Below are 21202 nucleotides of genomic sequence, written 5' to 3' on the forward strand. Positions count from 1 at the left end.
ATTTCACCTCACTTTTCACTTTGATTTTCAATATATGTTTTTACTACGTCTATTGGCGAACCACCAGTAGTTAGCAAGCAAAAACTTCTTGACCAAAACATCTCTTTCCAAAGTTTCTTTTTCACTTGTGGAAAGTCTCTTTTAATAAGTCGAGAACTTGCACTTTTATAAGCATTGATGAATTTTGTCATTTCTGTATTAGGGTGTGCCTTGAACAAAATATGAACGTGGTCTACATCATGATTCCATTCAACTAACGTGATGTTATAGTTTTCAGATAGTCGAACAAACATATCTTTTGCATAGTCTGACATATCATCATCAAACACATTTCTTCTGTATTTCACGACCAACACAAGGTGATAATATAACAAGAATACTGAATGATTATTACTATCTAATTTCATTTATATACCAGCCCTTATAATTTATAAGACTGATTATATCAGAGGTAAAATAAAAAGGAAAACCTTTTGGCTACGCCAAACCGAAATTCATCTCCCACCTACCGTTGGGCTACGCCCTTCACACGCTTGAGGAAGGAGAATTCTTTCCGGAAATTCGTTAAAAAAAACCATAATTTTTCCTCCAGTTATATATATCGAATAGTAGCAAACAAACCTGACATTCTACCGAATATTATAATTTACAAATATAAGTATAACACACCTAAAACACTATAGGATGCCAAACAAAGCCTTAACCATTTGTTCCTCTATAGTTTAAAAAGAAAAAAGACATTGAAACAAACCGTTCAATGTCTTTTTTCTTTTTAAATGTTTGTATACTCAAAGTATAATTTTTCTGGTTTTCCATAAATGTTAATTTCATTTTGATATAGGACAGCTAATGGCTGAAACATCTCAATGCTTTCCACATAGGATAATGAAGCAGTTGCTTCTATTTTTTCTTTAATCTCATTAGGAATGGCTGAGTAAGATAAGTTATTCATTTTACTTCCTAGTTTAGTATCTGTAGCAGCTTCATAATAAATCTCGGTAATTAAAAATTCATCATCTTCCGGATCATACATGTATCCTCGATTAACTGTAATCATATTATATAACTCCTCTCAAGTTTCATATTCTGATTCCTCGTGCTTTTAGCATTGCAACAAGTACTTTCCATATTTAGATTCCCTTTTTCTTCTCTTTCGAATGCCATTATGAATGGATACTTATTATCTTACTTCATCGTAAAATTTTGGAATTTCTAACAATATAAAGGTTTGATTTTATAGATAGTAAGTTCATAACTTTTAACGCGGTAATTAATTTTTTTCTTTTGAAAGTTTTAAATGATTTCCCCTATTGATAATGTTGGCTTATCTAAAGTAATTGCATGTTCATATTTCATCATAAATATCCTCTTTTCTAAATAAAAAGCACGAAATATGTGCGTTTATCCATATTTTTTTATGCTATGTATGCTCTGTAAAAATTCATATACTCTCCCCTCTAAATTAAACAAAAAGCACAAAATATGTGTTTTCTCATTTAGCATACTTTTAGTCCTAAAAGTTTATGTATAAGTGATTCCTAACTCGAAGACAACACAAAAAGGACTTCTTCAAGTCGATTAAAATGTGCATAGCAAAATAAGCTATATATACACTAATCGGCTCAAAGAAGCCCTTTCATAATTGAAACAAGAATACAACTTGTTTCTAAAACTCAACCACAACACATAGGGTGTGGGAATAAACGGAATCAATTAAACAATAAATATAGATTTATATTAAACTATTTTTATATTATATTCAATTATTTTCAATAGAACAGGGATAAGAAGGAAGTTTATATGCAGATCCCACATGTATTGTATAATAATGCCCCTGAATCCCCTGCTATAAATCCCCTCTTATATTCAGTCCCTGGAGTTACTTCATGTACTGTATTTCAAAATATAGCTTTTCTGGCTTTTGATTTTGAACTAAATAACAAAGTATTTCCTTTATATTTTTTTCTTCTACTTCAACACTTTCCATATAGGTCATACTTTCGTTTTCCTGGACCTTTTGAAAAATAGCAACAGGTACTTTAACTGCATCAAATACACCCATGTTACTGCCTAACTTTTTTTCTGATGTACCATCATAGAAAATTTCATTTACTATTACCTCATTATCATCAGGATCGTACATGTACCCTCTTTGTATACGTAGCAATATAGTACTCCTTTCTTGTATATTCCTCCAATAAAATAATTATATTTGTATATAATGTTATTTTATTAACAGGTGTCAAAGAATATTATTTCGCAAAATCTGTGCTTTGTATAGAGGTAGATACAGGATTATTAATTTTGTTAAGTTTTTTTGAATACTCCAAGCTAATTATAAAATAAACAAGCCACCCTTAAAGCGAAAGCTTGTATGGTGGCTTAGTTTTCTATAAATAGCTTTGTATCTAATTGTTTGATCTCCCCTTCTGCAAGAGGTTGATAAAAAGCGTGTTGTAATCCTTGAAAATGTAAAGATTCCCCTATGCATAACAATACTTTACCAGGAATTAAATCAAGTAATAGTTCATTATTAATTTGCTTTGCTTGTTTTTTAGTAGAAACATAAATAACTAAGATTGTAGGGTTATTCCCTAAGTCCTGCATAATAACATCTTTTCCTGACTCTACAAAAGTCTTCCATCTAGCAATTATTCGTTTTAATCGATCCTTTTGATCAGATAATAAGGTGGAGTATACAACAAAGTTAAATTTACGTTCTTTTCCTCCATTTATTATAAAACTTAAAGAAGGGGTAAAAACCCCTTTACTAATAGATGGATGCATAATATGACCTAAAAATGAAGGAGCGTAGCGTAAATGACAAAGTAGGTCTATGTCATGCCAATAACGCAGGTGAACATATTTACCATGATTGTCAAGACGCTCTGGGGCAAAGAAGAACATATTTCCTTGCCAGTATTTTAGTAGTTTAAATCCATTATTGGATAAGGTATATGTTTCTTCAAAGATTTCCATATCAAAAATTTCTACTTGCCATTTTTCGATAAATTGATAGTAAAGTAATCCTTGAAGTGCATTGTTAATTTTCTTCCGCGAAAATTTATTCTTGAATAGATATAATAAATGATTAAACCGAACGGATGTATGAACACCAATAAAATTGAGTATAGCATATTGTTCCTCTGTTAAAAGCTGCTTAAACTTAACTAATTCGTCATAAGAGTGGAATATATAGGTTTTATCCAAATCATGTATCCGATATATTTGAAGTCCTTGTATATCCTCACTTGATAAATGAGGAATAGAAGGAATATAAGTAGACATTTGTTTCTCTATTGTACGCATAATCATCCATTAAAATTGGTAAATTGACGAATTAGATTTTTTACTTTGGCCTTGCGGATAATTTAGGATACGTACAGTTCCTCTTCTATTTTTAGCATCAATATTAAGCAGCTCACATGTAACAATTGTTTGGTTTACTGCGTCATCCACAGTTGGATTTGCCAGATTACGACCCTTTAGCCCTTTAAACTGAATACCTGGTGCAACTTCTACGAAAATCCCAGCAATAGCATCTACACCTACAATTTTACCTACAAAGCGGTCACGTCGTTTGTTTAATTCTAATAGTTTTTCCATTGGATCCGTTTCAAGTTTCTTTTTATTTCCTCTAAACTCATAGCGCCCATCCTTTTCCACTACTTTATCGATGATAAGCTCTACAACATCGCCAATAATAATATCCGCCGAACGAATGAATGAGACCATTGCGAGTATCTTACTCCTACTGTTACACCATGAACTTCAACCAGAATAGTTTGTGCAGATGGAATATGTCCAGAAACTGTTCCTGTGTATACTTTATTCCCCTCTTGCTCTACTATTTCTTCATATAATTTTCTTTGCAGTGCAAGTTCTCCTGCAGTGATAGATACAACAGCAAAGTTCCCTTCCTCAGTTCTTTGGAAATGCTCAATAATAACGGGTTTTGTTTTACCTATCAGCCATTGAGGATTTTTAGGAATATTTATACCTGCCTCTGTAAGTGGACAATATGCTGTCGTATGAGTACCAATTTGCATTGTGAGCACTTGTATCCGCTCAGATGTCCCGTTTTTAGTTGGGAATAATTTTTCAGATACTATGGTAATTAAGCCTTTCCCTACAGTACGTTCACGTTTCATACGAGCTAATTCTTCTAATTCATGTTCACGTATTCTTTCAAATTGATTGAAAGTTGATTCTATAAAGATGTCCTCTAGCGTGTTATCCGGTTCAAATGCCATCCCTAGTTCTTTTGTAATATGAGTATTTACCTTATCTTCAAACATTATATTTTCCTCCTAGAACGTAAAAAAGGACACACCTGTACCGTTGGAATGGTACAGGTGTGTCCTTCACGTAAATCATGTTTTATTTGTATAATTATTAATTAAAATATAACGTTTTTATGTAATTTGTGCAAGTATTATTTTTTGAAAAGGGAAAAGTTAAAATACTATATCTAACCTTTCCTCCTAATTTAAGCTAGATTTTCCCTAAAAATATAATCTTGAATAAAAAGTTATTTTAGGTTTCTATAGGTATTAATCAAAAAAATTATCCAATTCCTTACTCATTACATTAGATGTATTTTTCTTTTGTTGCTGGTTTTTATTAAGTAGTGACTTCGTATTGTTATACGTATTCTTTTGTTTGGCTTTTAAGCCTTTTTGGCGTTCTTTATAGTTCATATGTTTATCTTCATGCTGCTCTTCATTATTTCTAGTGTTCTCTACCAAATTCTTTTCTAAGTTTTGATGAACAGTAATGCTAATGGATTCGTAAACTTTTGCAACTTCTTCATCAAGTTTATTTTCTTTAGTAGGATTAACTGTTTTTGTAGCTGGTTTCAAATTAGTTTTCATATCTGTTTTTGCTTCCTCTAATACTGTAGTTATAAGTCCCTCTGTTAGAAGCTTTTTTTGCAATGAATCAGTCTCAACAGGAATTCCTAAATGAATTGGGTAATCTATATCCCTTTTTGCTTCCAACATAATATTAGATACCTCTTTCTTCCGTTCTGCTAGCTCCATATTTTTTTTAGGACTTACAATTTCCATATGTGTCTCTTTTGTTATATTCGGCAGCTCGCCATTCCGTTGTAGGGCATCTTGTAATCTTGAAGCACGTGTATAATCGATTTTAAATGCGTTCTGTAGTGCATGTATAGAAGCATTCCCTGATTCCTTAAAAAAGGCTACTACATCATCATATAGGATGTCTTTAAAGAAGCCTGTTTCCTCTTGCTTTGCTTCTGTCTCTTCGTTTGGAATGCTATTTTCTCGTGAAGTCGTATTATCTAAATCTGTATTAGATGAAAGAGTAGTATTGATTTGAGAATCCTTTGATAATATCGACGTACTATTATTTTTTGAAATTAAAACTTTACGAGGGCTATTCCCAGTGTAAGTGCTCACAACATGATTGTGTTCTAACTTCTCAATAAATTGTACAGCCTTTATATGGCTGATTCTGAATTTTCTTTGCAAAAGAGATGGTGAGATTTGTTGTGATTCAATAACGAATGCCTTAATTTCTTCATACAACTTATTTTCAGTTTCTTCAATAACATTTCCCTGTTGACTGACATCCTTAAAATAATCAGGAAAAGTTACATTTTCTACGGTGTTTGTTTCTATGGAATTATTTTGTTCTATTTTATCACCATGCATAGGTGGAAATGATTCTATCTGTTTTATATTATTTGCATCTACATGTTTCATAGGATTTGATTTTGCGATAGATTCTTCAATGAGTCGAAGACGTTCAGTTTCCCAATATTGTCCAGACTTGATCTCTACTTGAATGATTGCTTGAGCAAATTCCTCTTTGGGTACAAAGTTACTAGTAATTTGTTGTACAGGTTGCACATGATTGTCTTGTACAATACGCGCAGCACAAATGAAGGCACCTTGTGCCATGATATCTCCTGGTGACATAACGACTTCTTTTAATTTTTGATATGTCGAACCTAAGCGACTAACGGGATTCTCTTGCATAGGAGAAATCCCTTGTTCAGATTCGGATTCTTTAAATTCCTCTGTTTCACCAAACATGTCAGAGAAAATTTTCGCATCATATGGTGTTACATCACCAAATATCATCTTGTTACGGAACGAACCTAGTAAAGTAAACATATACTGCTCTGTGAAATCCAAAGCTAATTGAGATAGTGTTTGACTTGCAATTGTCAGAATGACTTTATATTTACGAGATTGTGCAGGGAACTCTTTGAACGGGCGCACAAATGTGTAGCATCCTAGCCCGAGAGGGCTGGGGTAGCTACTAACCCTTACGGGTCGCGATAGGTAAAGCTTTGAAGTTATCTCTACTTTTCCCCCGCCCCACACCGTGCGTGCGACTTTCACCGCACACGGCGTTCCATCGGTTCAGATTGATAATCCCTAACAAATTTAGTTAGTATCATCCTTATTCTTTGCCTCGCGATTAAGATAAGGTGAACAATGAGATATATTTCAAATGTGTAGCAGCTCACGGTATTTCTTTAGTTTCGGTAGTTTGTATAAGATACTGCCTTCTAAGTCCTTTTGATGTATAAGCTTATGGCATCTTATGCACATGGTGGCAAGATTGCTGAGTTTGTTGATTTTCTCTAAAGGTAGTCGATTATTAACGTGATGGCAATGTATGTTAGTTGGAATCAACCCTGTCTTACATATTCGGCACTTTCCTTTGTCGCGATTATATGCATAATCGCGATTAAGTATATATTCAAAGTTATAGAGTCGTTTATTCTTAGTTTGTCTAAGCATCTGATACAAGACCATTTGGTTGATTTGGTCGTTCGAATAAATGGTTGGTCTCATTTTCTTATCGACCTTGCCATGTCTTCTCGAATAAATTATCCTTCCTATCTGTGTATAGGGGGTCGTATCATAATTGTATAGGAGTGCTTTAGTACTAGGTGTAAAACTCATTTTGGTTAATCCTATCTTAACTCCATCGACTTCAACGAAGGGAACTTTGGTTTTATGCCCTTTATGCCTATCTTTACGATTATTAAGATTTTCAGCTGGAGTAAGTATTTTTTCGAATACTCCTCCACCATGTTTGTTCTTAATAGACTTGTAGAATGTATAGCGTATTTTGTCATCGCATCTAACGAAAATTCTAGCAGAATTTCCTATACGGAAATAATTACTAATACCAAAAATTTTGGCGTTAATAAGTTCTATTTGGGCGGCAACATCGTGAGAGTTGGTTGTTTTCCGAACATTGTATGTATCTCGAAGAATTTCTCTCATTTTAGAGTTTAATTTCTTTTTGTTCGGTATAGCTTTTCCTGCAATACGGTTTTTCAGTCTCATCTTTTCAGCTCTGATGTCGAATCCTAGGAATTGGGCTGGCTTCTCTCTCATATCGGTAATAAATGTTTTCTCCTTTGATAATTCTAATTTGAGTATATGTTTGTAATACTTATCGATTTTAGTCAAGAGTGTTCTTGCCTGTGCTTTATCCTCGCATAGAATTATCCAGTCGTCTGCGTATCTAACAAGAAAACATTTCTTATGTTTTCTAACTACTTTTCTAAGTCCTGTACTGAAAGCGTGTTTAACAGTATAACGCGCGTAGTGTTCTTCGAACTCTTTAGCTATCATCCAGTCAAAGTTATTTAAGTATATGTTCGCTAACAGGGGAGATATAATTCCACCTTGTGGAGTTCCCAACTCCGTAGGGAAAAGTTGATTATCTTCTAGTACACCTGCTTTTAACATTTTCTTAATAATAGTTAGGAATCTCTTATCCTTTATGCCCATATTCCACATTATTTCAACAAGTTTATTATGGTTAATATGGTCAAAGAAACTTTTGATGTCACCTTCGATGGCTACGTACGTTTTTGACCTAGAAATGGTATTCAAGATTCTGCCTATTGCATAGTGACATGAACGATAGGGACGAAAACCATAACTATGGTTGAAAAACTTCGCCTCTGCTATGGGTTCTAACACCATTCTTGCTGTTTCTTGGATTATCCTATCTATCATGGCTGGGATTCCTAGAGGACGCTTTTTACCATTGCCCTTGTCAATGTAATGCCTTCGAACGGGTTTAGGTTTGTAGTTGTCTATGTGTTCCCAAATGAGTTTGATAAGCTGTTCCGTTTCCATTTGTAGGTAGTAGTTCACGTCTTTCTTGTCAATTCCGACCGTTTTACTCCCACGATTGCTTTAAATGTTGTGAATTGCCGTTTTAATAGTCTGCTTGTTTTTCATTAGTTCTATCATGCCATGAAAAGAAGAGTTATCTTCTTTGGCCTTTTTGTATATTAGGTCTAACTTATCTTGGAGCTGTGCTTCATTATCTATCAAATGTCCTTTAATCCTCATTACATCTCCCCATTATTCAAGCGATTGTAACGATGTGCTGTTTAATTCCCACTCTAGAAGAGGTTCATATAGACATTTGAAATATCCATTGTTATTCTGAATCGACTGGTCCCCTTCGCTCCACGGACATTACTCCGCTTCCTCACTACTACGAGACCGCTGCCACTTGCATTGTTTCAAGCAGGATCACACTCCCTAAGGCAATGCAAGCTTCCCAAGTTCCATTTGTTCTATCCCTTATTTTACATTCCTTTAGGTGCCCACTTTAAGCCGACGGTACTCACCAGTCTTGAGTAGCTCTAACATACTGGTTCAGCATAATCGGTAATTACGAAACCGATTATGTGCAAGGATTAGAATTTCGAACCTCTCCTTGTTCCCGTTATTCCTTCCGATTGCTCACGTTAAGAAGGGATTCCCTCACGACGCTTCAAGACATGGATTCCTTCCGTCACCATTGGGATGTTTTTAAAGACCACCGCACCATATAGGCATTAGTGAGTTGTGCCATCAGGTTACGACCTTACCTAACTTCAGACCCTAACTCGTGTGTAAGTTAGCGCATGTAGGGGTATCATGGCTAGGATTAATGAGCTATTATCCTAGAATGGGAGTTTCACCCATAAAATTCGAACAAATAGTTAGGCTGTGTAAGAGTCAGCCCCTCCATTTCACGCCGCTACGTTTATAGGAGAACTTGGCGTACCATAATCCGGGAACTCATCCACAATAATGTGATGATAAGGCGAGACGTTTGGTTCCCTACGGAATACCGCATTCTGCATACTCAGCAATACAAATTTTCCCAATACGTTTGAAAGGTCTGCTAATTCCCCTTTCGCAGTATTAACAAGTAGAATGCCACCCTGCTCTAAGTAGGGTAAGTACCCAGCGCCTTATCATATTTCTATGATAGGTTTCCAAGTACTCCCCCCCCCCGAACCGTACGTACTCGTCTCCAAGTATACGGCTCTCCATTTATCAATCCAACTTACCTGAGTGTAAATCTATGTGACATTGATGGCAGAGTGCCATGGTTTTTCTTTTTCTAGCGATCATCATTTTCTCCCACATTTTCTTACCTTTTAGGTCTTTTAACTTTCTTATGTGGTGTATTTCGATAGCTAGGTTCTTTTTGCCACACATTTCACATTCTTCGGCTAATAATCGTTCAATGAGACTTGTTCGTCCAGACATTTTTAAGGTGTTTGGGAGAATATCGACTTCTGTTTTGGTATCTATACTAATGTGTCTCCGAAATCCTTGGTCATAAAGATATCTTATCTTTTCACCGTTTTTAGTTTTGTATCGTATACCAAATTTCCCATTAGTTCTATATTTGTTGAGTATTTGTTTAACACTTTTTTTGTACTTGCTAGCGAACGTTTTATACATACTATATTCCATTATGTATTTGTATTTATTTATAACACTTACGTTGTTCGCCAACTTGTAGTATTCATATAGACCACGAATTTCTGCGTTGTAGATACTTAAAATCTCTAAGTCGTCATTATCTTTTAGATAGGTTCTGTGTCTAGGTTTCCAAGTACCTGTATTTTTATCAATTGCTAGTGCGTCTTTTTGAAATAGGTTCTTTATCCATTTGTTTTTGGGTACGTATAGTTTAGGCGTGAAAGAGAATACCCTTTTTGTCCTTCTATGGGTTGTTTTTGCTATTGCTTCTTCTCTTGAGATTGTAATATCGTAACCGAGAAATTGTACTAATTTTTCACTATGGGTTATGAGAGTCTTTTCCTGTGACAACTCGAGTTCAAGGGTTTCTTTAAGAAAAATCGTAAGATTTTCTTTGACTTGAATAGCGTCTTCTTTACTACCTATTATTCCTATGAGGAAATCATCTGCGTACCTGGTATATACAATTTTTTTGTAGTTTTCGTCCATAGGTTCTTTTGAATGTATAGAGAGCTGTTCTTTGTGTAGTTTGTTCCACTGTAGTTTAGCTTCTCTTTTTTCGTCCTCTGACATTTGTCCCCATTGTTCCTCATGTTTTTTTCGTAGTCGGTATTTCTTATCTGAAAGGTACGCATAATCACGATTTGTCTTTCTTCTTGCTCCTTTATCAAATTGTTGTTTATAGATCTTCATAAATTTGTCTAGTTCGTTCAGATAAATATTTGATAGTATGGGACTGATTATGCCTCCTTGAGGGGTGCCAGAGAATGTGTTGTTATATGTCCATTCTTCAAGATAACCTGCTCTGAGAAACTTCCAAATTAACCTTATAAATTTTTCATCATCAATCCTTCTTTTAAGGATATTTATAAGTGAGTGGTGGTTTATGTTATCGAAGAAACCTTTTATGTCCCCCTCAACAAACCATCGTACTCCTCTATATGTCTTTTGAATTTGAATTAACGCAGTATGACAGCTCTTTTTAGGTCTGAACCCATGTGAATCATCGGAGAACGTAGATTCATATATACTCTCAAGGATACTTCTTATTATTTCTTGTATGATTTTATCATCCATAGAAGGGATGCCTAGTGGTCTTTTACCACCATTAGCTTTCTTCCTATAAATCCGTCTAGCTGGATAAGGTTTGTAGGTCTCGTGTTTAATTTTGTCTATAAGAGTGTTAATTCTTTCAATACTCATTCCATCGATATTCTTTCCATCCATACCTTTGGTCATGTTGCCTTCTTTGGCGTATATCTTAGAATATGCCGTATAATAAAATTCTGGATTATACAGGTTTCTGTATAGTCTCTTGAACTTGTAATCTGTATTACTAGCCATGGTACGTAGGCTGTTTAATACCTCATTTGGATTTCTCATAGAGCCTCACGCTCCTTCCTAGTTTGTATTAAACTGATAAACTGTTTCCCTTCGCCCTGTAATAGGCTTTCCCTATCTCTGACTACTACGGAAACTCCGTTACCTTATTGGATATTCATAAGCCACATACCTTGTTTTACACTTGGTATCATCCTTAATAGCCAGTTTGTGTTGGCGTTCCAACTTAGGTAATCCCCATTTAGTACATTTAGAGATGAGCTTGCTATAGTGTCGGATGCGACTTTCGTCCTTTTCCACCTACAGTGGATAGTTAGTAATGGGTCTCTGAAACTTGAGTCTAAAGTAGTAGAACTCGTTCTTCTAAAACATTTAATATCCACTTAATTAAATGGTCATTACTACATAACGTTACTAGTTACCTTTCGTCATGGGGTTCGATATCCCCCTTTGGACTATCGTTTAAGCAGTTTAGCTTTCATCCTTGTCTATACGTTTCATCTGGCCATTCAGTCGTAATTTGGTAACTAATTAACTTATGGCTTTACCAACATGCTACACTCCCCGTTCAGTTTCCTTCACGGATAAGTTGGTTGATGATAGGCTTTTGTGAGACCTGAGCCTACAACTTTGCTAGAGTTGAATCTCTAAATGCCCGTATGGGCGCACATGGACATCGAAATCAAAATCAGATTTCCCAAATAAAACACGTCGTATTAAAACGTTTGAAGCTAAATCTTTTAAGATGTTGCGTAAACCTTTTACATATTCTTCTTCTCTGTCATAATGCATCGGTTGTCCGCGGTATTTTCCAGATTTATAAACTGCTGGTTCACCTTGAAAATCCAGCTTTTCACGAATGGTATTATATAGCAATAGGTAAGGTTTTGAGGCAATCTCCACCTTTTCCCCTGCTCCACACCGTACGTGCGATTTTCACCGCATACGGCGTTCCATCATTAAATTAACTAATCAATAATATCCAAATTACATTTCTGACGAAACATATTGAGTTTTCTCAATTGTTTTCCATCCAATTGAAGTAAGTTTTTATATTTAACAATCGTCTCTTTCTTTGTAGCATGTATAAGTGTATGAACTAATTTATGAACAATCACAAGGTTTTTAAAATCATCTTTTCCTCCTAATTTTCTGGGGGTTACATGATGACAATGTACTTCTTCAGCTTCTAGGAATGTTCCCAAAATTGAGCATTTCCCTAACTGCATAGAGTATCTAGAGATTCGATTATCCTCGTACTCCAAGTTGTCATTTCTTTGTGTGAACATCATTTTATTGATTTCGTGTTCTACATTTTGTTTAATTCTCTTGTGATTTTTTCTTCCCTCCGTGGTGTAATTACAGATGTTTTGACTGAAATTCATTGCATTTTCAGTTCGAATATCTGCTATTGGATATAAATAGACTCCCATTATTTTGTATGTTTTATAGTTGTTTTTATGAAGTCGTTTATATAAAACCGAAGGGTTTATTGGTTTTTCAAATACATGGTTTTTAAGTCGATTATATAAGGTTCGTGATAGACGATAGGCTATTAGGCGAAAATTATAATTTACATGCGTAGCTGTTCGGTAGTAGTTTTTGATTCCTAATATATATTGATTATATTTGTTGACAGATATTACAGTTGGTTTATGTTGAATTTCTTTGATTAACTTTTTGGTTTTATCTAAAATAGTTTTTATTTGTTTACTTGAAACGTGAGTATTAGCAACAAATTTATTCTTCTTTTTAACTGCTTTTAAGTTGAATCCTAGAAATTCTGATTTACCCTTTGTAATATTTGTTATCTTTGACTTTTCTCTTGATATATTAAGCTGTAGGTGATTTTCAAGGTATTCTTTGACCGCATGGAATATCTTCTTTGCAGATTCGTGAGAATCTGTAAAGATTTTAAAGTCATCTGCATATCGTACGATAAACATTTCTTTTAACTTTGTAGCCTTCAGTGCTCTATATTTGTGAAGGCTTGTATACTTGTGTTTCGTATCCATGTTTTCCCATTGGTTCGAGATCCACCAGTCTAGATCATTCAGTACAACGTTCGATAGTAGTGGTGATAAAATACCACCTTGCGGTGTTCCTTTTGAAGGTATACCTACGCCTTCTATTGGTGATTTAAGCATTTTTGAAATAATGCTTAGCACCCTGTTATCTTTTATTCCAATGTTGTATAGCTGTTTTATTAGCTTGGTGTGGTTTACATTGTCAAAGAATCCTTTTATATCTACATCTACTATATGATGTTTATTCCCTTTATTTATAAGAGATTGACATCTAGCTATTGCATGTTTTGTCGCTCGATTAGGTCTAAATCCATAGGAATGATTGTAGAATTTTGCTTCACATATTGGTTCGAGAACTTGTTTAAACATTTGTTGGATTAGTCTGTCTCTCATTGTAGGAATACCTAAAGGTCTTGTTTTACCGTTTTCTTTAGGTATCGCTACCCTTCTTACTTTTTGAGGTTTATAATCATTTAAAGCTGTTCTAATGTCCTTTATGAAGTTTTCTACATTTTTCATTTTGTAATTATCTATGGTTATTCCATCTGTACCTTTTGTCTTTGAGCCTGTATTGGCTTTGATATTGCGGTATGCGAGTAGTATATTTTCTTTTGATGTTATAATTTCATATAATCCTATTCCTTTTGTGCAGTTATATTTACTGCGCTCATATAGCGTGTCAAAGGTGGATTGCATACCGTAGTACTCATTGTTTCTCAGTGTAGCGTTCATCGATGGATATATTGCTCCTTCCTTTTGGAAAGTCCCATCATCATACTCGACCTTATGAACTTCATTTGGTTACTATTGCTTAATTTCTTTAATGACTCGGGGTTATCCCTCCACTATGTTTCCATAATTTCATCGGTACTGTACCCCTGCTTTCACGAGAGTAAATCAATTTCGGCTTTATACCTTATATGAACCAACCCCAAGATAGTGGTTTAAATAGTTGTCTCTCGCTTCCCACGTTCCGATTTAACTAGCTGTACATCTAATTTTAGGTGGATACTATAGGCCTGTAAGTTCTCTATGTTCATTGTTACATAGTACGAATTTCATAGGTTCGATTCTTACTTTTCGTTGACTTACTCCATACAAGGGATACAGTTTTCACTGTATTCGAATTTTAGACCCGTACATTCGTATCTTCGTCAGACCAGTTGGTCATTCTCACCATGATTAGTTTATAGCCAACCGCATTATCAATTGCCATATACATGTTGTCATGTACTTAGGCTTTCTTCATGCGTCTTCACCTAGCTTCATACAGTGCAGTCTATCAACTTTCTCTGCATGTAGGAGTATTATTGGGAGTGTTTCAGCTCAACATGAAGGCTTTCATTCCACTCACTCGTTAAATCAGTTATTACTATCTGTGTTAATCTAGATAGTCTTCTCATTTCATAGTTATTAACTATTTATAGAGAAACGTGTCGCACCAAACCATTCGTCAATCCCTTTTATAATTTTATATTCATTTTTTTGGTCACGTGAAGCAGCTCCACTTTGAACAAAACCATATAATTTTTCGACCTGTACCTTTAATAGTTTATGCATACGGTGAACACGTTCTACATCGTCGTAGGGTAAGCGCCCAACGCCTTTTTACATTACTGTGATAGGTTTTCAAACGCTCCCCTCCGAACCGTACGTACATGTTTCCATGTATACGGCTCTCCACTTATCCTCTGAATTTCAATCTAACCTTCCAGCGTGCAGGTCAACATGACACTTTTTACACAATGCTAGTGTTTTGCGGTTGCGAGCTATCATGATTCTTTCCCAAAGTTGTTTTCCTTTTAGTTCTTTGAGTTTTTTAACATGATGCATTTCGATAGCGGTGTTTTCAGTTTGACACCACTCACATTTACTAGCCTGAAGGCGTCTGATTAGACTATTGCGTCCTGCATATATCATAGTATTTGGAACGATATCTATTTCTTTATTAGTAGTTGGATTTTCATAAACCCTTTTCAAAGGTTCATTATAGAAATATCTATGCCTCTGACCAGTTTTAGTCGTGTAAGAAATTCTAAAATTGCCTTCATGATTAAACTTTTTCATTATTTTGCTGACTGATAGTTTGTATTTGTTTGCAAAAGTTTTTACCATGCTGAATTTCATAATGTAGCGAAACTTCTGTAGGCTGTGTACATTTTTTGCTAGTTTATAATAATTATATAAACCTCTAATTTCACTATTGTATATACTTAGAATTTCTAAATTGTCGGAGTTTATTAATTCGGCCCTATGAATAGACTTCCAACTACTATCTTTTTCGATTTTAAGAACTTTGAGCTCCTTAAGTTTTCCAATCCATTTTTCCTTAGGCATGTAAATTTCGCACTTGTTTGATGCATACCTTTTGGCTATTCTACTGTTTGAGCCTTTGTATACAGCCTGAAGGTTACTTATAGTTACATCGTATCCAAGGAATCTCGTTTTCATTTTGCCATGTGTAATGAGTGTTTTCTCTGATGATAGTTCAAGATTTAGTTTATTCTTTAGAAAAGCCGTAAGGTCTTTCTTTACTTCTTCTGCGTCCTGTTTTGAACCAATTATCCCTATTAGGAAATCGTCGACATATCGTACATATTGAATTCTCTTAAAGCTAGAATCCATTAATTCTACTGAACTCATTGTACGTATATCTTTTTGAAGCCTTTTCACTTCACTTGTAATCTCAGTTAATTCATTGTGTGAAGCCAGTACTTTTCTATCTGCGAATTTCTTTCTTAAATACCAAAGTCGCTTATATTTTTGGGTATATACTATGTTGTTTTGTCGGCGTGTGCCTTTATCAAATAGTGTTTTATACTCTTCGATATACTTATCAAGTTCATTTAGATAAATATTTGATAGAATTGGGCTGATTATTCCTCCCTGTGGAGTGCCACTATAAGTATTATTGAATTTCCAATCCTCTAAATAACCCGCTCTAAGAAATTTCCAGATTAAATTAATGAATTTTTCATCTTTAATTTTTCTTTTTAGCAGTTTAATCAAAATGTGATGGTCAATATTGTCGAAGAAGCCTTTGATATCACCTTCTACCCACCACTTAACTCCTTTGAAGATTTTAGTTGCTTGTGTTAGTGCTGTATGACAACTGCGATTACGTCTAAATCCATGAGAATTGTTAGAAAAGGTCGGTTCGAAAACAGCTTCTAGGATGTTTCTTACGATTTCTTGAACTAATTTATCATCTATAGAGGGTATCCCTAAAGGCCTCTTTCCCCTTATTGATATATACTCTGCGAGATGGAGCTGGTTGGTAACTTTGGTTTTTAATTCTTTCAATAATTTTATCGATACGTTCCAAACTCATACCATCAATGGTATGCCCATCTGTTCCTCTAGTCATGTTCCCTTCTTTTGCATATATTTTTTGATATGCTGCAAAGTAGAACTCCTGGTTATATAGATTTCGATACAGACGTTCAAATTTATAAGCTGGGTTAGTTGTTTTTTTATTCAGATTGTCTAATACTGCATTTGGATTTCTCATTGTGTCTCACACACCGTCCAATTTTGTTTTAGACCGGATAAGTTGCCTTCCTTCGCCATGTACTAGGCTTTCCCTAGCTCGGACTACTATGAAGGCTCCGTTGCCTTATTGGGTATTCAGAAGTCACACACCTTGTTAGTAACTTGGTCTCATTCTTCATAGCCAAATTCGCAAGTATGCCGGTGGCATCCCAACTTAGGCAATCCCCATTTAGATAGATAAAGAATAGCTTTCATAATGTCGGATGTGACGTTTGACCTTTTTTTCCACTTACTGTGGCTGGGAGGGAGAGACTCACTGATAGTTTATATGTACGACCTAAACTATCCTCTTTATAACCTTGTTCCCTAGTAATGTATCAACTACCTTTCATTACTCGTATCGCTGACCACCCTTGGTCTATCATTCAAGCAGTGTAGCCTTCATCCTTATTTATGAGTTTTACCTTGCCATTCAGTCGTGATCTTAGTAGTTGACCAACTTATGACTTTATCACCATGCTGTTTTCCCCTTTAGGTTTCCCTTCTAGGTGAGGTGATTGGTAATAGGTCTTTCGTGAGTTAACCTAGATTAGTGCTATTTAATCAATTCTAAATCTACCCGTATGGGCGCACATACATCTCAATCAAATCGTCGAAGGTAACATCTTTTTGTGGGTTATGAAGCTTTAATAAATAGATATGTTGTTTAAGATGGTTACGCTGCGCTTGTTCAAAGAATGCATTGTTAGATTCAGACAAACCTTGAATAACCATAGCGAAAACTTCTGCTACTTTATCAACCGGTCCACGCAGAATGTTTATATTTTTGGTATCAGGATTGGTTGGATCAATGTAGTAAACCGAGCTTGCTGGGATCTTATGTGCTTGTACCAATTTAAATACTTTTTGACATAAATCATTACTCGGTTCAATAACAGTCACACCATTTAAAAATGTTCCTTTTACTTCTTCTGTATCATAATCATTCTTTTTATACGCTGTTTCAAACTTATTTATAAAACGTACCATCCAGTGTAAATCTTGATTAATCATGGGAATAATTAAACTTGATGTTTTACCAGAACCGATTGGACCAATAATGATTCCATTTAGCGTTCTATCTTTCCCCTTAATACGAACCATCTCTTTATGCTCAATATGCGGTCCAATTTCTACATCAGGGTATATTTGTTCTTCTTGGCTATTAAACCATTTTTGTAACTTGTGATTTTTATATTCGTATTTTTGGACCCACTTTAATATTTCTTCTCGGTAACGAACAATATGGCCACTATACCAAAGTGTAAATAAAATCATAAATACTGTAGGTAAAAAGACAAAAATCATAGTGAGTGTGTGAAAATTTCCTGTTAAAACATGACCTATGGCCTCATACTCACCAAAATTAACATGTTTTGATTTATCTGTAAGATACGGAATAACCTTTGCATGGATCGGAGCAGTTGCAAACCATAAAAATTGAATATCAACTGCAATATGAGAAGCAATCAAAATTATTAACTTTCCATTTTTTACATGCAAAGCAGGGATACGGCTGTAAAACCTAAAGCTAAATTCTCCTAATAGTAAAGAGAAGAACATTAAAATAAGCGGTACATATGTAATTTCTATAGGATAAGAAGGTGGTTCAAATGCATAGTAAAGTAACTTGATGTAGTTTACTAAACCGAATCCAAACGAAAGAATAAATCCGCTAATTAATCCGATTGTAGTAAATAGCGGTAATCGTTGTTTAAATGTCTCCATATAGGCTCACCTACCTTTTACAGATATAATTGAGCTTTATGTTTAAACTTGAATCGATTATTGAATTCTGGTTGAAATAGTTCCTTTGATTTTTCAAAAAAGAATTTCGCTGCGTCTTCAGTTTGTTTTAAATATAAATCAATACTATCTCTTTCACAGAGCTGGTTATATTCTTCCTGAGAAAGTACCGCAATATTTACTTCTATTTTTTTATTCGTTGTCGTTTCAATGATTACATCATACCAATAGTAATTCGGTTTTCCTGGGATTTGGATATCTTGTAAGGAAACACTAAACGTTGCCCCCTCCTCTGTCATATGTTTGAGGACTAGTTCAGGGTTTTTAAACGCTTCTCTAGCAGAGAGCACTCCCTCTGTAGTAGTAGTTGCATATTGTAAATCCATTTTGATTTTCCACTTTTATCCATATAAAAAAAGGCAAGCGACACCCACTGTAAAAACAGCGTGTGTCGCTTGCCTTAATTTCATATGTTCTGATTTGATTTTAGTTTTAATTATATGTTCAAACGCTATTCTAACACCTCAAAAAATAAAAATCAATAAAATTATATAGAAGTATATAAAAAACAATGGATTAATATAATTCTACAAGCTTGCGTCTTTTCGGGTGTATGTTATTTGCAGTACGTGCCATGATTTGTTCATCCGCTTCGATAGTAACACTTTCATTTTGGAGCGATAGAAGTAGTACATTGTCATAAGTGTCCATTAAAAGTATATCTCTAGCCTTGTTTCGCTTTGGATAGATCACAACAAGTGGCACCCCCTCATCACCTTCTCTTCTTGAAAACACAACATCGTCTAATCTAGCAATCATTCGGTAATCATTTTCATTGCCAAAAATAAAGAAGAAATCTTGCATAGCATCTTTATCTCTCCTATATGTTCGTCTAAGACCACCATCTATTGTTTCCTTAAATGTTTGAACTTTTTCAACAAATGCGTAGCGCCAATCAGCATCTCCTACTGTACGTTGAGATAAAGGCAAAAGAATATCTTGTTCCAAGTTTTGATTATCGTCTGTTCCTAGAATGATATCTGAAATAACATCTCCAGCATCTTTCAATGAGCAAATGTGTACATTTAGATTTGGTATATTCATTAATAGTTCATGATACTTCCGCATAGAAAATAATAGATTTTTCATACGTACGTATGGCGGTTCTGCATCTTCTGCAAGGAACATTGATTTGTCGTACATAACAAAGACAACCGTTACATCTTCATTGTTTTTTTTTGTATATTCTATGTACTTCTCTACTTTTTCAACTAAGGTAGAATTGGTTTCTTTACACATATCCATCTCAATATGGATATTTTTATCTTGATATGAAATATGTTCATCAGGAATCAAGGCCAATTGGTTGTCCTCAATTTTCACATTTTTTTTCTGGTAAAAAGAACGAATATCCAATTCATATAATATTTCATTGGTTTGTGTCTTCTTTGTAGTCGCTAAAAGAGTACGGATCATGACCTCACGTGAACACATTGTGTGAAAAGAAGTTGCTCTTGAGTAACGTCTTTTTGAACTTTTTTCAGAAATTCTTCCTATTTCCATTAAGAATTCAATTGTCTTTTCTTTTAAGGAAAATAAAGCACGTTTCGTAATACTGTCAGCCTTTTTATCTATTCTTTTAGTTAGCATAGCTCCATATTGTGAGTAACGGTCAAGCTTTGTAAATATGCTAGCTTCAGAATATTCTCTTCCCTCAAATGCACTATATAACTGAGTGATTTGTCTTGTTGTAAGTGCTCTTTTGTAATATAAAACTGTAAAGACAAATATGTCAGCTTCTTTTAAGTGAAAATATTTTTTGGTACCTGATCTTCTATATTTATACACTTTTCCGGACAATGCATACACCTCTTATATTGAATTAAACTTAAATTAAATACTTATTATTTTTAATATACTATTACATTGATGTGGTAGTTGTAAAACAAGAAAAAATGAATAAGAGATTTTAATCTTTAGAGATACCTCATTTTGTACATCGAAGTTGAGATGATAACTACTCTTATAAATCTCTTATAAATTATTGATTTATAAGGCTCTATTAAATCCTTTGTTTTGTTAGGACGAGCTACTACTAAACATCTAACAATAGTTATAATGAAATTCCATTTGTAAAATAATGTTATGATGTCCTAACATTTATTAGATAGTAAAAATACATTTTAAGTGATTAAAATTATTCAAGAATTATAAAAAGGCTTATTGATAATAAAGAGTAATTTTCTCTATCTTTAACTCGAAATTCAACTTTTTATATGTGATGAAGCGCTCTTTCCAAATTCTGACATTGACTCAATTTAAAATTCCAACTTTTTCTTTTAGTTGTTTTTATTGTATAGAATTATAAATTCACTTAGACAAATATTATTAATTGTTTCTACCAAATCAAAAATAAGTTAGAAATATGTCTACTGGTACTTAACATATAGGTTTTAGTCACTAAAACTACTTCCCCTTTTGCTTTGTTGAGAAGGATTAATCCTAACTGCAATGATAAAATTAACCAATTGTTAATTTTATGTAAGGTTATAATTGTTATCATCATTCCTCATGCATTACAAGAATTTTTATTGTAATGTAAGTATCACTTTGATGTTAATAAGATGAGATTTCACTTTTAATAATCTAGTTTGAACAAATGTTTCTTTTTCATAGTAGTGATGTGATTGTTAGCCTACTACTTTTAGAATGTCAAAGTTGATTTATCCTTGTATTCCCTTTTTAATATGTTGAACATTGAGGGTATTGATGCTGTTCATA

10 protein-coding genes and 7 pseudogenes are annotated in these 21202 nt (G+C 34.2%); all 17 read right to left on the reverse strand.

Annotation, left to right across the window (positions count from 1 at the left end):
* Nucleotides 1-8: 8 nt before the first annotated feature.
* Nucleotides 9-407, reverse strand: a complete 399-nt coding sequence (gene tnpA, locus ACTFRH_RS24330; RefSeq protein WP_000762752.1) for an IS200/IS605-like element ISBth16 family transposase — start codon at nt 405-407, stop codon at nt 9-11.
* Nucleotides 408-772: 365 nt separating this feature from the next.
* The gene (locus ACTFRH_RS24335) at nt 773-1057 is read right to left on the reverse strand and encodes a hypothetical protein (protein WP_000633824.1); all 285 of its coding nucleotides are present in this window, start codon (nt 1055-1057) and stop codon (nt 773-775) included.
* Between the two features lie 822 nt (nt 1058-1879).
* Nucleotides 1880-2167: a hypothetical protein gene (locus ACTFRH_RS24340; RefSeq protein WP_033703350.1), complete on the reverse strand. Its 288-nt coding sequence runs from the start codon at nt 2165-2167 to the stop codon at nt 1880-1882.
* A gap of 215 nt (nt 2168-2382) precedes the next feature.
* Nucleotides 2383-3309 carry a hypothetical protein gene (locus ACTFRH_RS24345; protein WP_001259114.1) on the reverse strand — a complete coding sequence of 309 codons (927 nt, stop codon included), beginning with the start codon at nt 3307-3309 and terminating at the stop codon, nt 2383-2385.
* Nucleotides 3310-3318: 9 nt separating this feature from the next.
* Nucleotides 3319-4298 (reverse strand): annotated as a pseudogene (locus tag ACTFRH_RS24350) (RNA-binding protein).
* Between the two features lie 255 nt (nt 4299-4553).
* Nucleotides 4554-6254: pseudogene (locus ACTFRH_RS24355) on the reverse strand (DNA translocase FtsK); the annotation flags it as partial.
* Between the two features lie 231 nt (nt 6255-6485).
* Nucleotides 6486-8141: a group II intron reverse transcriptase/maturase gene (ltrA, locus tag ACTFRH_RS24360; protein ID WP_003303963.1), complete on the reverse strand. Its 1656-nt coding sequence runs from the start codon at nt 8139-8141 to the stop codon at nt 6486-6488.
* Between the two features lie 60 nt (nt 8142-8201).
* Nucleotides 8202-8360: a hypothetical protein gene (locus tag ACTFRH_RS24365; RefSeq protein WP_002182079.1), complete on the reverse strand. Its 159-nt coding sequence runs from the start codon at nt 8358-8360 to the stop codon at nt 8202-8204.
* Nucleotides 8361-9031: 671 nt separating this feature from the next.
* Nucleotides 9032-9238: pseudogene (locus tag ACTFRH_RS24370) on the reverse strand (conjugal transfer protein TraG); the annotation flags it as partial.
* A 103-nt stretch (nt 9239-9341) separates the two neighbouring features.
* Entirely contained in the window at nt 9342-11159 is a 1818-nt protein-coding gene (locus ACTFRH_RS24375) for a reverse transcriptase domain-containing protein (protein ID WP_001245664.1), read from the reverse strand.
* 591 nt (nt 11160-11750) lie between these two features.
* A pseudogene (locus tag ACTFRH_RS24380) lies at nt 11751-11984 on the reverse strand (conjugal transfer protein TraG); the annotation flags it as partial.
* A gap of 101 nt (nt 11985-12085) precedes the next feature.
* On the reverse strand, nt 12086-13876 hold the full coding sequence (ltrA, locus tag ACTFRH_RS24385; protein ID WP_000994565.1) for a group II intron reverse transcriptase/maturase: 1791 nt from the start codon (nt 13874-13876) through the stop codon (nt 12086-12088).
* Between the two features lie 702 nt (nt 13877-14578).
* A pseudogene (locus ACTFRH_RS24390) lies at nt 14579-14731 on the reverse strand (conjugal transfer protein TraG); the annotation flags it as partial.
* A 111-nt stretch (nt 14732-14842) separates the two neighbouring features.
* Nucleotides 14843-16655: pseudogene (locus ACTFRH_RS24395) on the reverse strand (reverse transcriptase domain-containing protein).
* 614 nt (nt 16656-17269) lie between these two features.
* Nucleotides 17270-18403 (reverse strand): annotated as a pseudogene (locus tag ACTFRH_RS24400) (conjugal transfer protein TraG); the annotation flags it as partial.
* Between the two features lie 17 nt (nt 18404-18420).
* A complete protein-coding gene (locus tag ACTFRH_RS24405; RefSeq protein WP_000365743.1) occupies nt 18421-18807 on the reverse strand; it encodes a hypothetical protein in 387 nt (128 codons plus the stop codon).
* Nucleotides 18808-18997: 190 nt separating this feature from the next.
* Nucleotides 18998-20281: a replication-relaxation family protein gene (locus tag ACTFRH_RS24410; protein ID WP_000015599.1), complete on the reverse strand. Its 1284-nt coding sequence runs from the start codon at nt 20279-20281 to the stop codon at nt 18998-19000.
* Nucleotides 20282-21202 lie beyond the last annotated feature (921 nt).

The organism is Bacillus cereus group sp. MYBK216-1 (assembly GCF_051916495.1).
GTDB lineage: Bacteria > Bacillota > Bacilli > Bacillales > Bacillaceae_G > Bacillus_A > Bacillus_A thuringiensis_K.

What these genes read in the sequence shown, in the direction of transcription:
- ACTFRH_RS24365 (WP_002182079.1), bottom strand. Translation starts at nt 8,360, where the DNA reads ATGAGGATTAAAGGACATTTGATAGATAATGAAGCACAGCTCCAAGAT.
- ltrA (WP_003303963.1), bottom strand. Translation starts at nt 8,141, where the DNA reads ATGGAAACGGAACAGCTTATCAAACTCATTTGGGAACACATAGACAAC.
- ACTFRH_RS24405 (WP_000365743.1), bottom strand. Translation starts at nt 18,807, where the DNA reads ATGGATTTACAATATGCAACTACTACTACAGAGGGAGTGCTCTCTGCT.
- ACTFRH_RS24375 (WP_001245664.1), bottom strand. Translation starts at nt 11,159, where the DNA reads ATGAGAAATCCAAATGAGGTATTAAACAGCCTACGTACCATGGCTAGT.
- ltrA (WP_000994565.1), bottom strand. Translation starts at nt 13,876, where the DNA reads ATGAACGCTACACTGAGAAACAATGAGTACTACGGTATGCAATCCACC.
- tnpA (WP_000762752.1), bottom strand. Translation starts at nt 407, where the DNA reads ATGAAATTAGATAGTAATAATCATTCAGTATTCTTGTTATATTATCAC.
- ACTFRH_RS24335 (WP_000633824.1), bottom strand. Translation starts at nt 1,057, where the DNA reads ATGATTACAGTTAATCGAGGATACATGTATGATCCGGAAGATGATGAA.
- ACTFRH_RS24345 (WP_001259114.1), bottom strand. Translation starts at nt 3,309, where the DNA reads ATGCGTACAATAGAGAAACAAATGTCTACTTATATTCCTTCTATTCCT.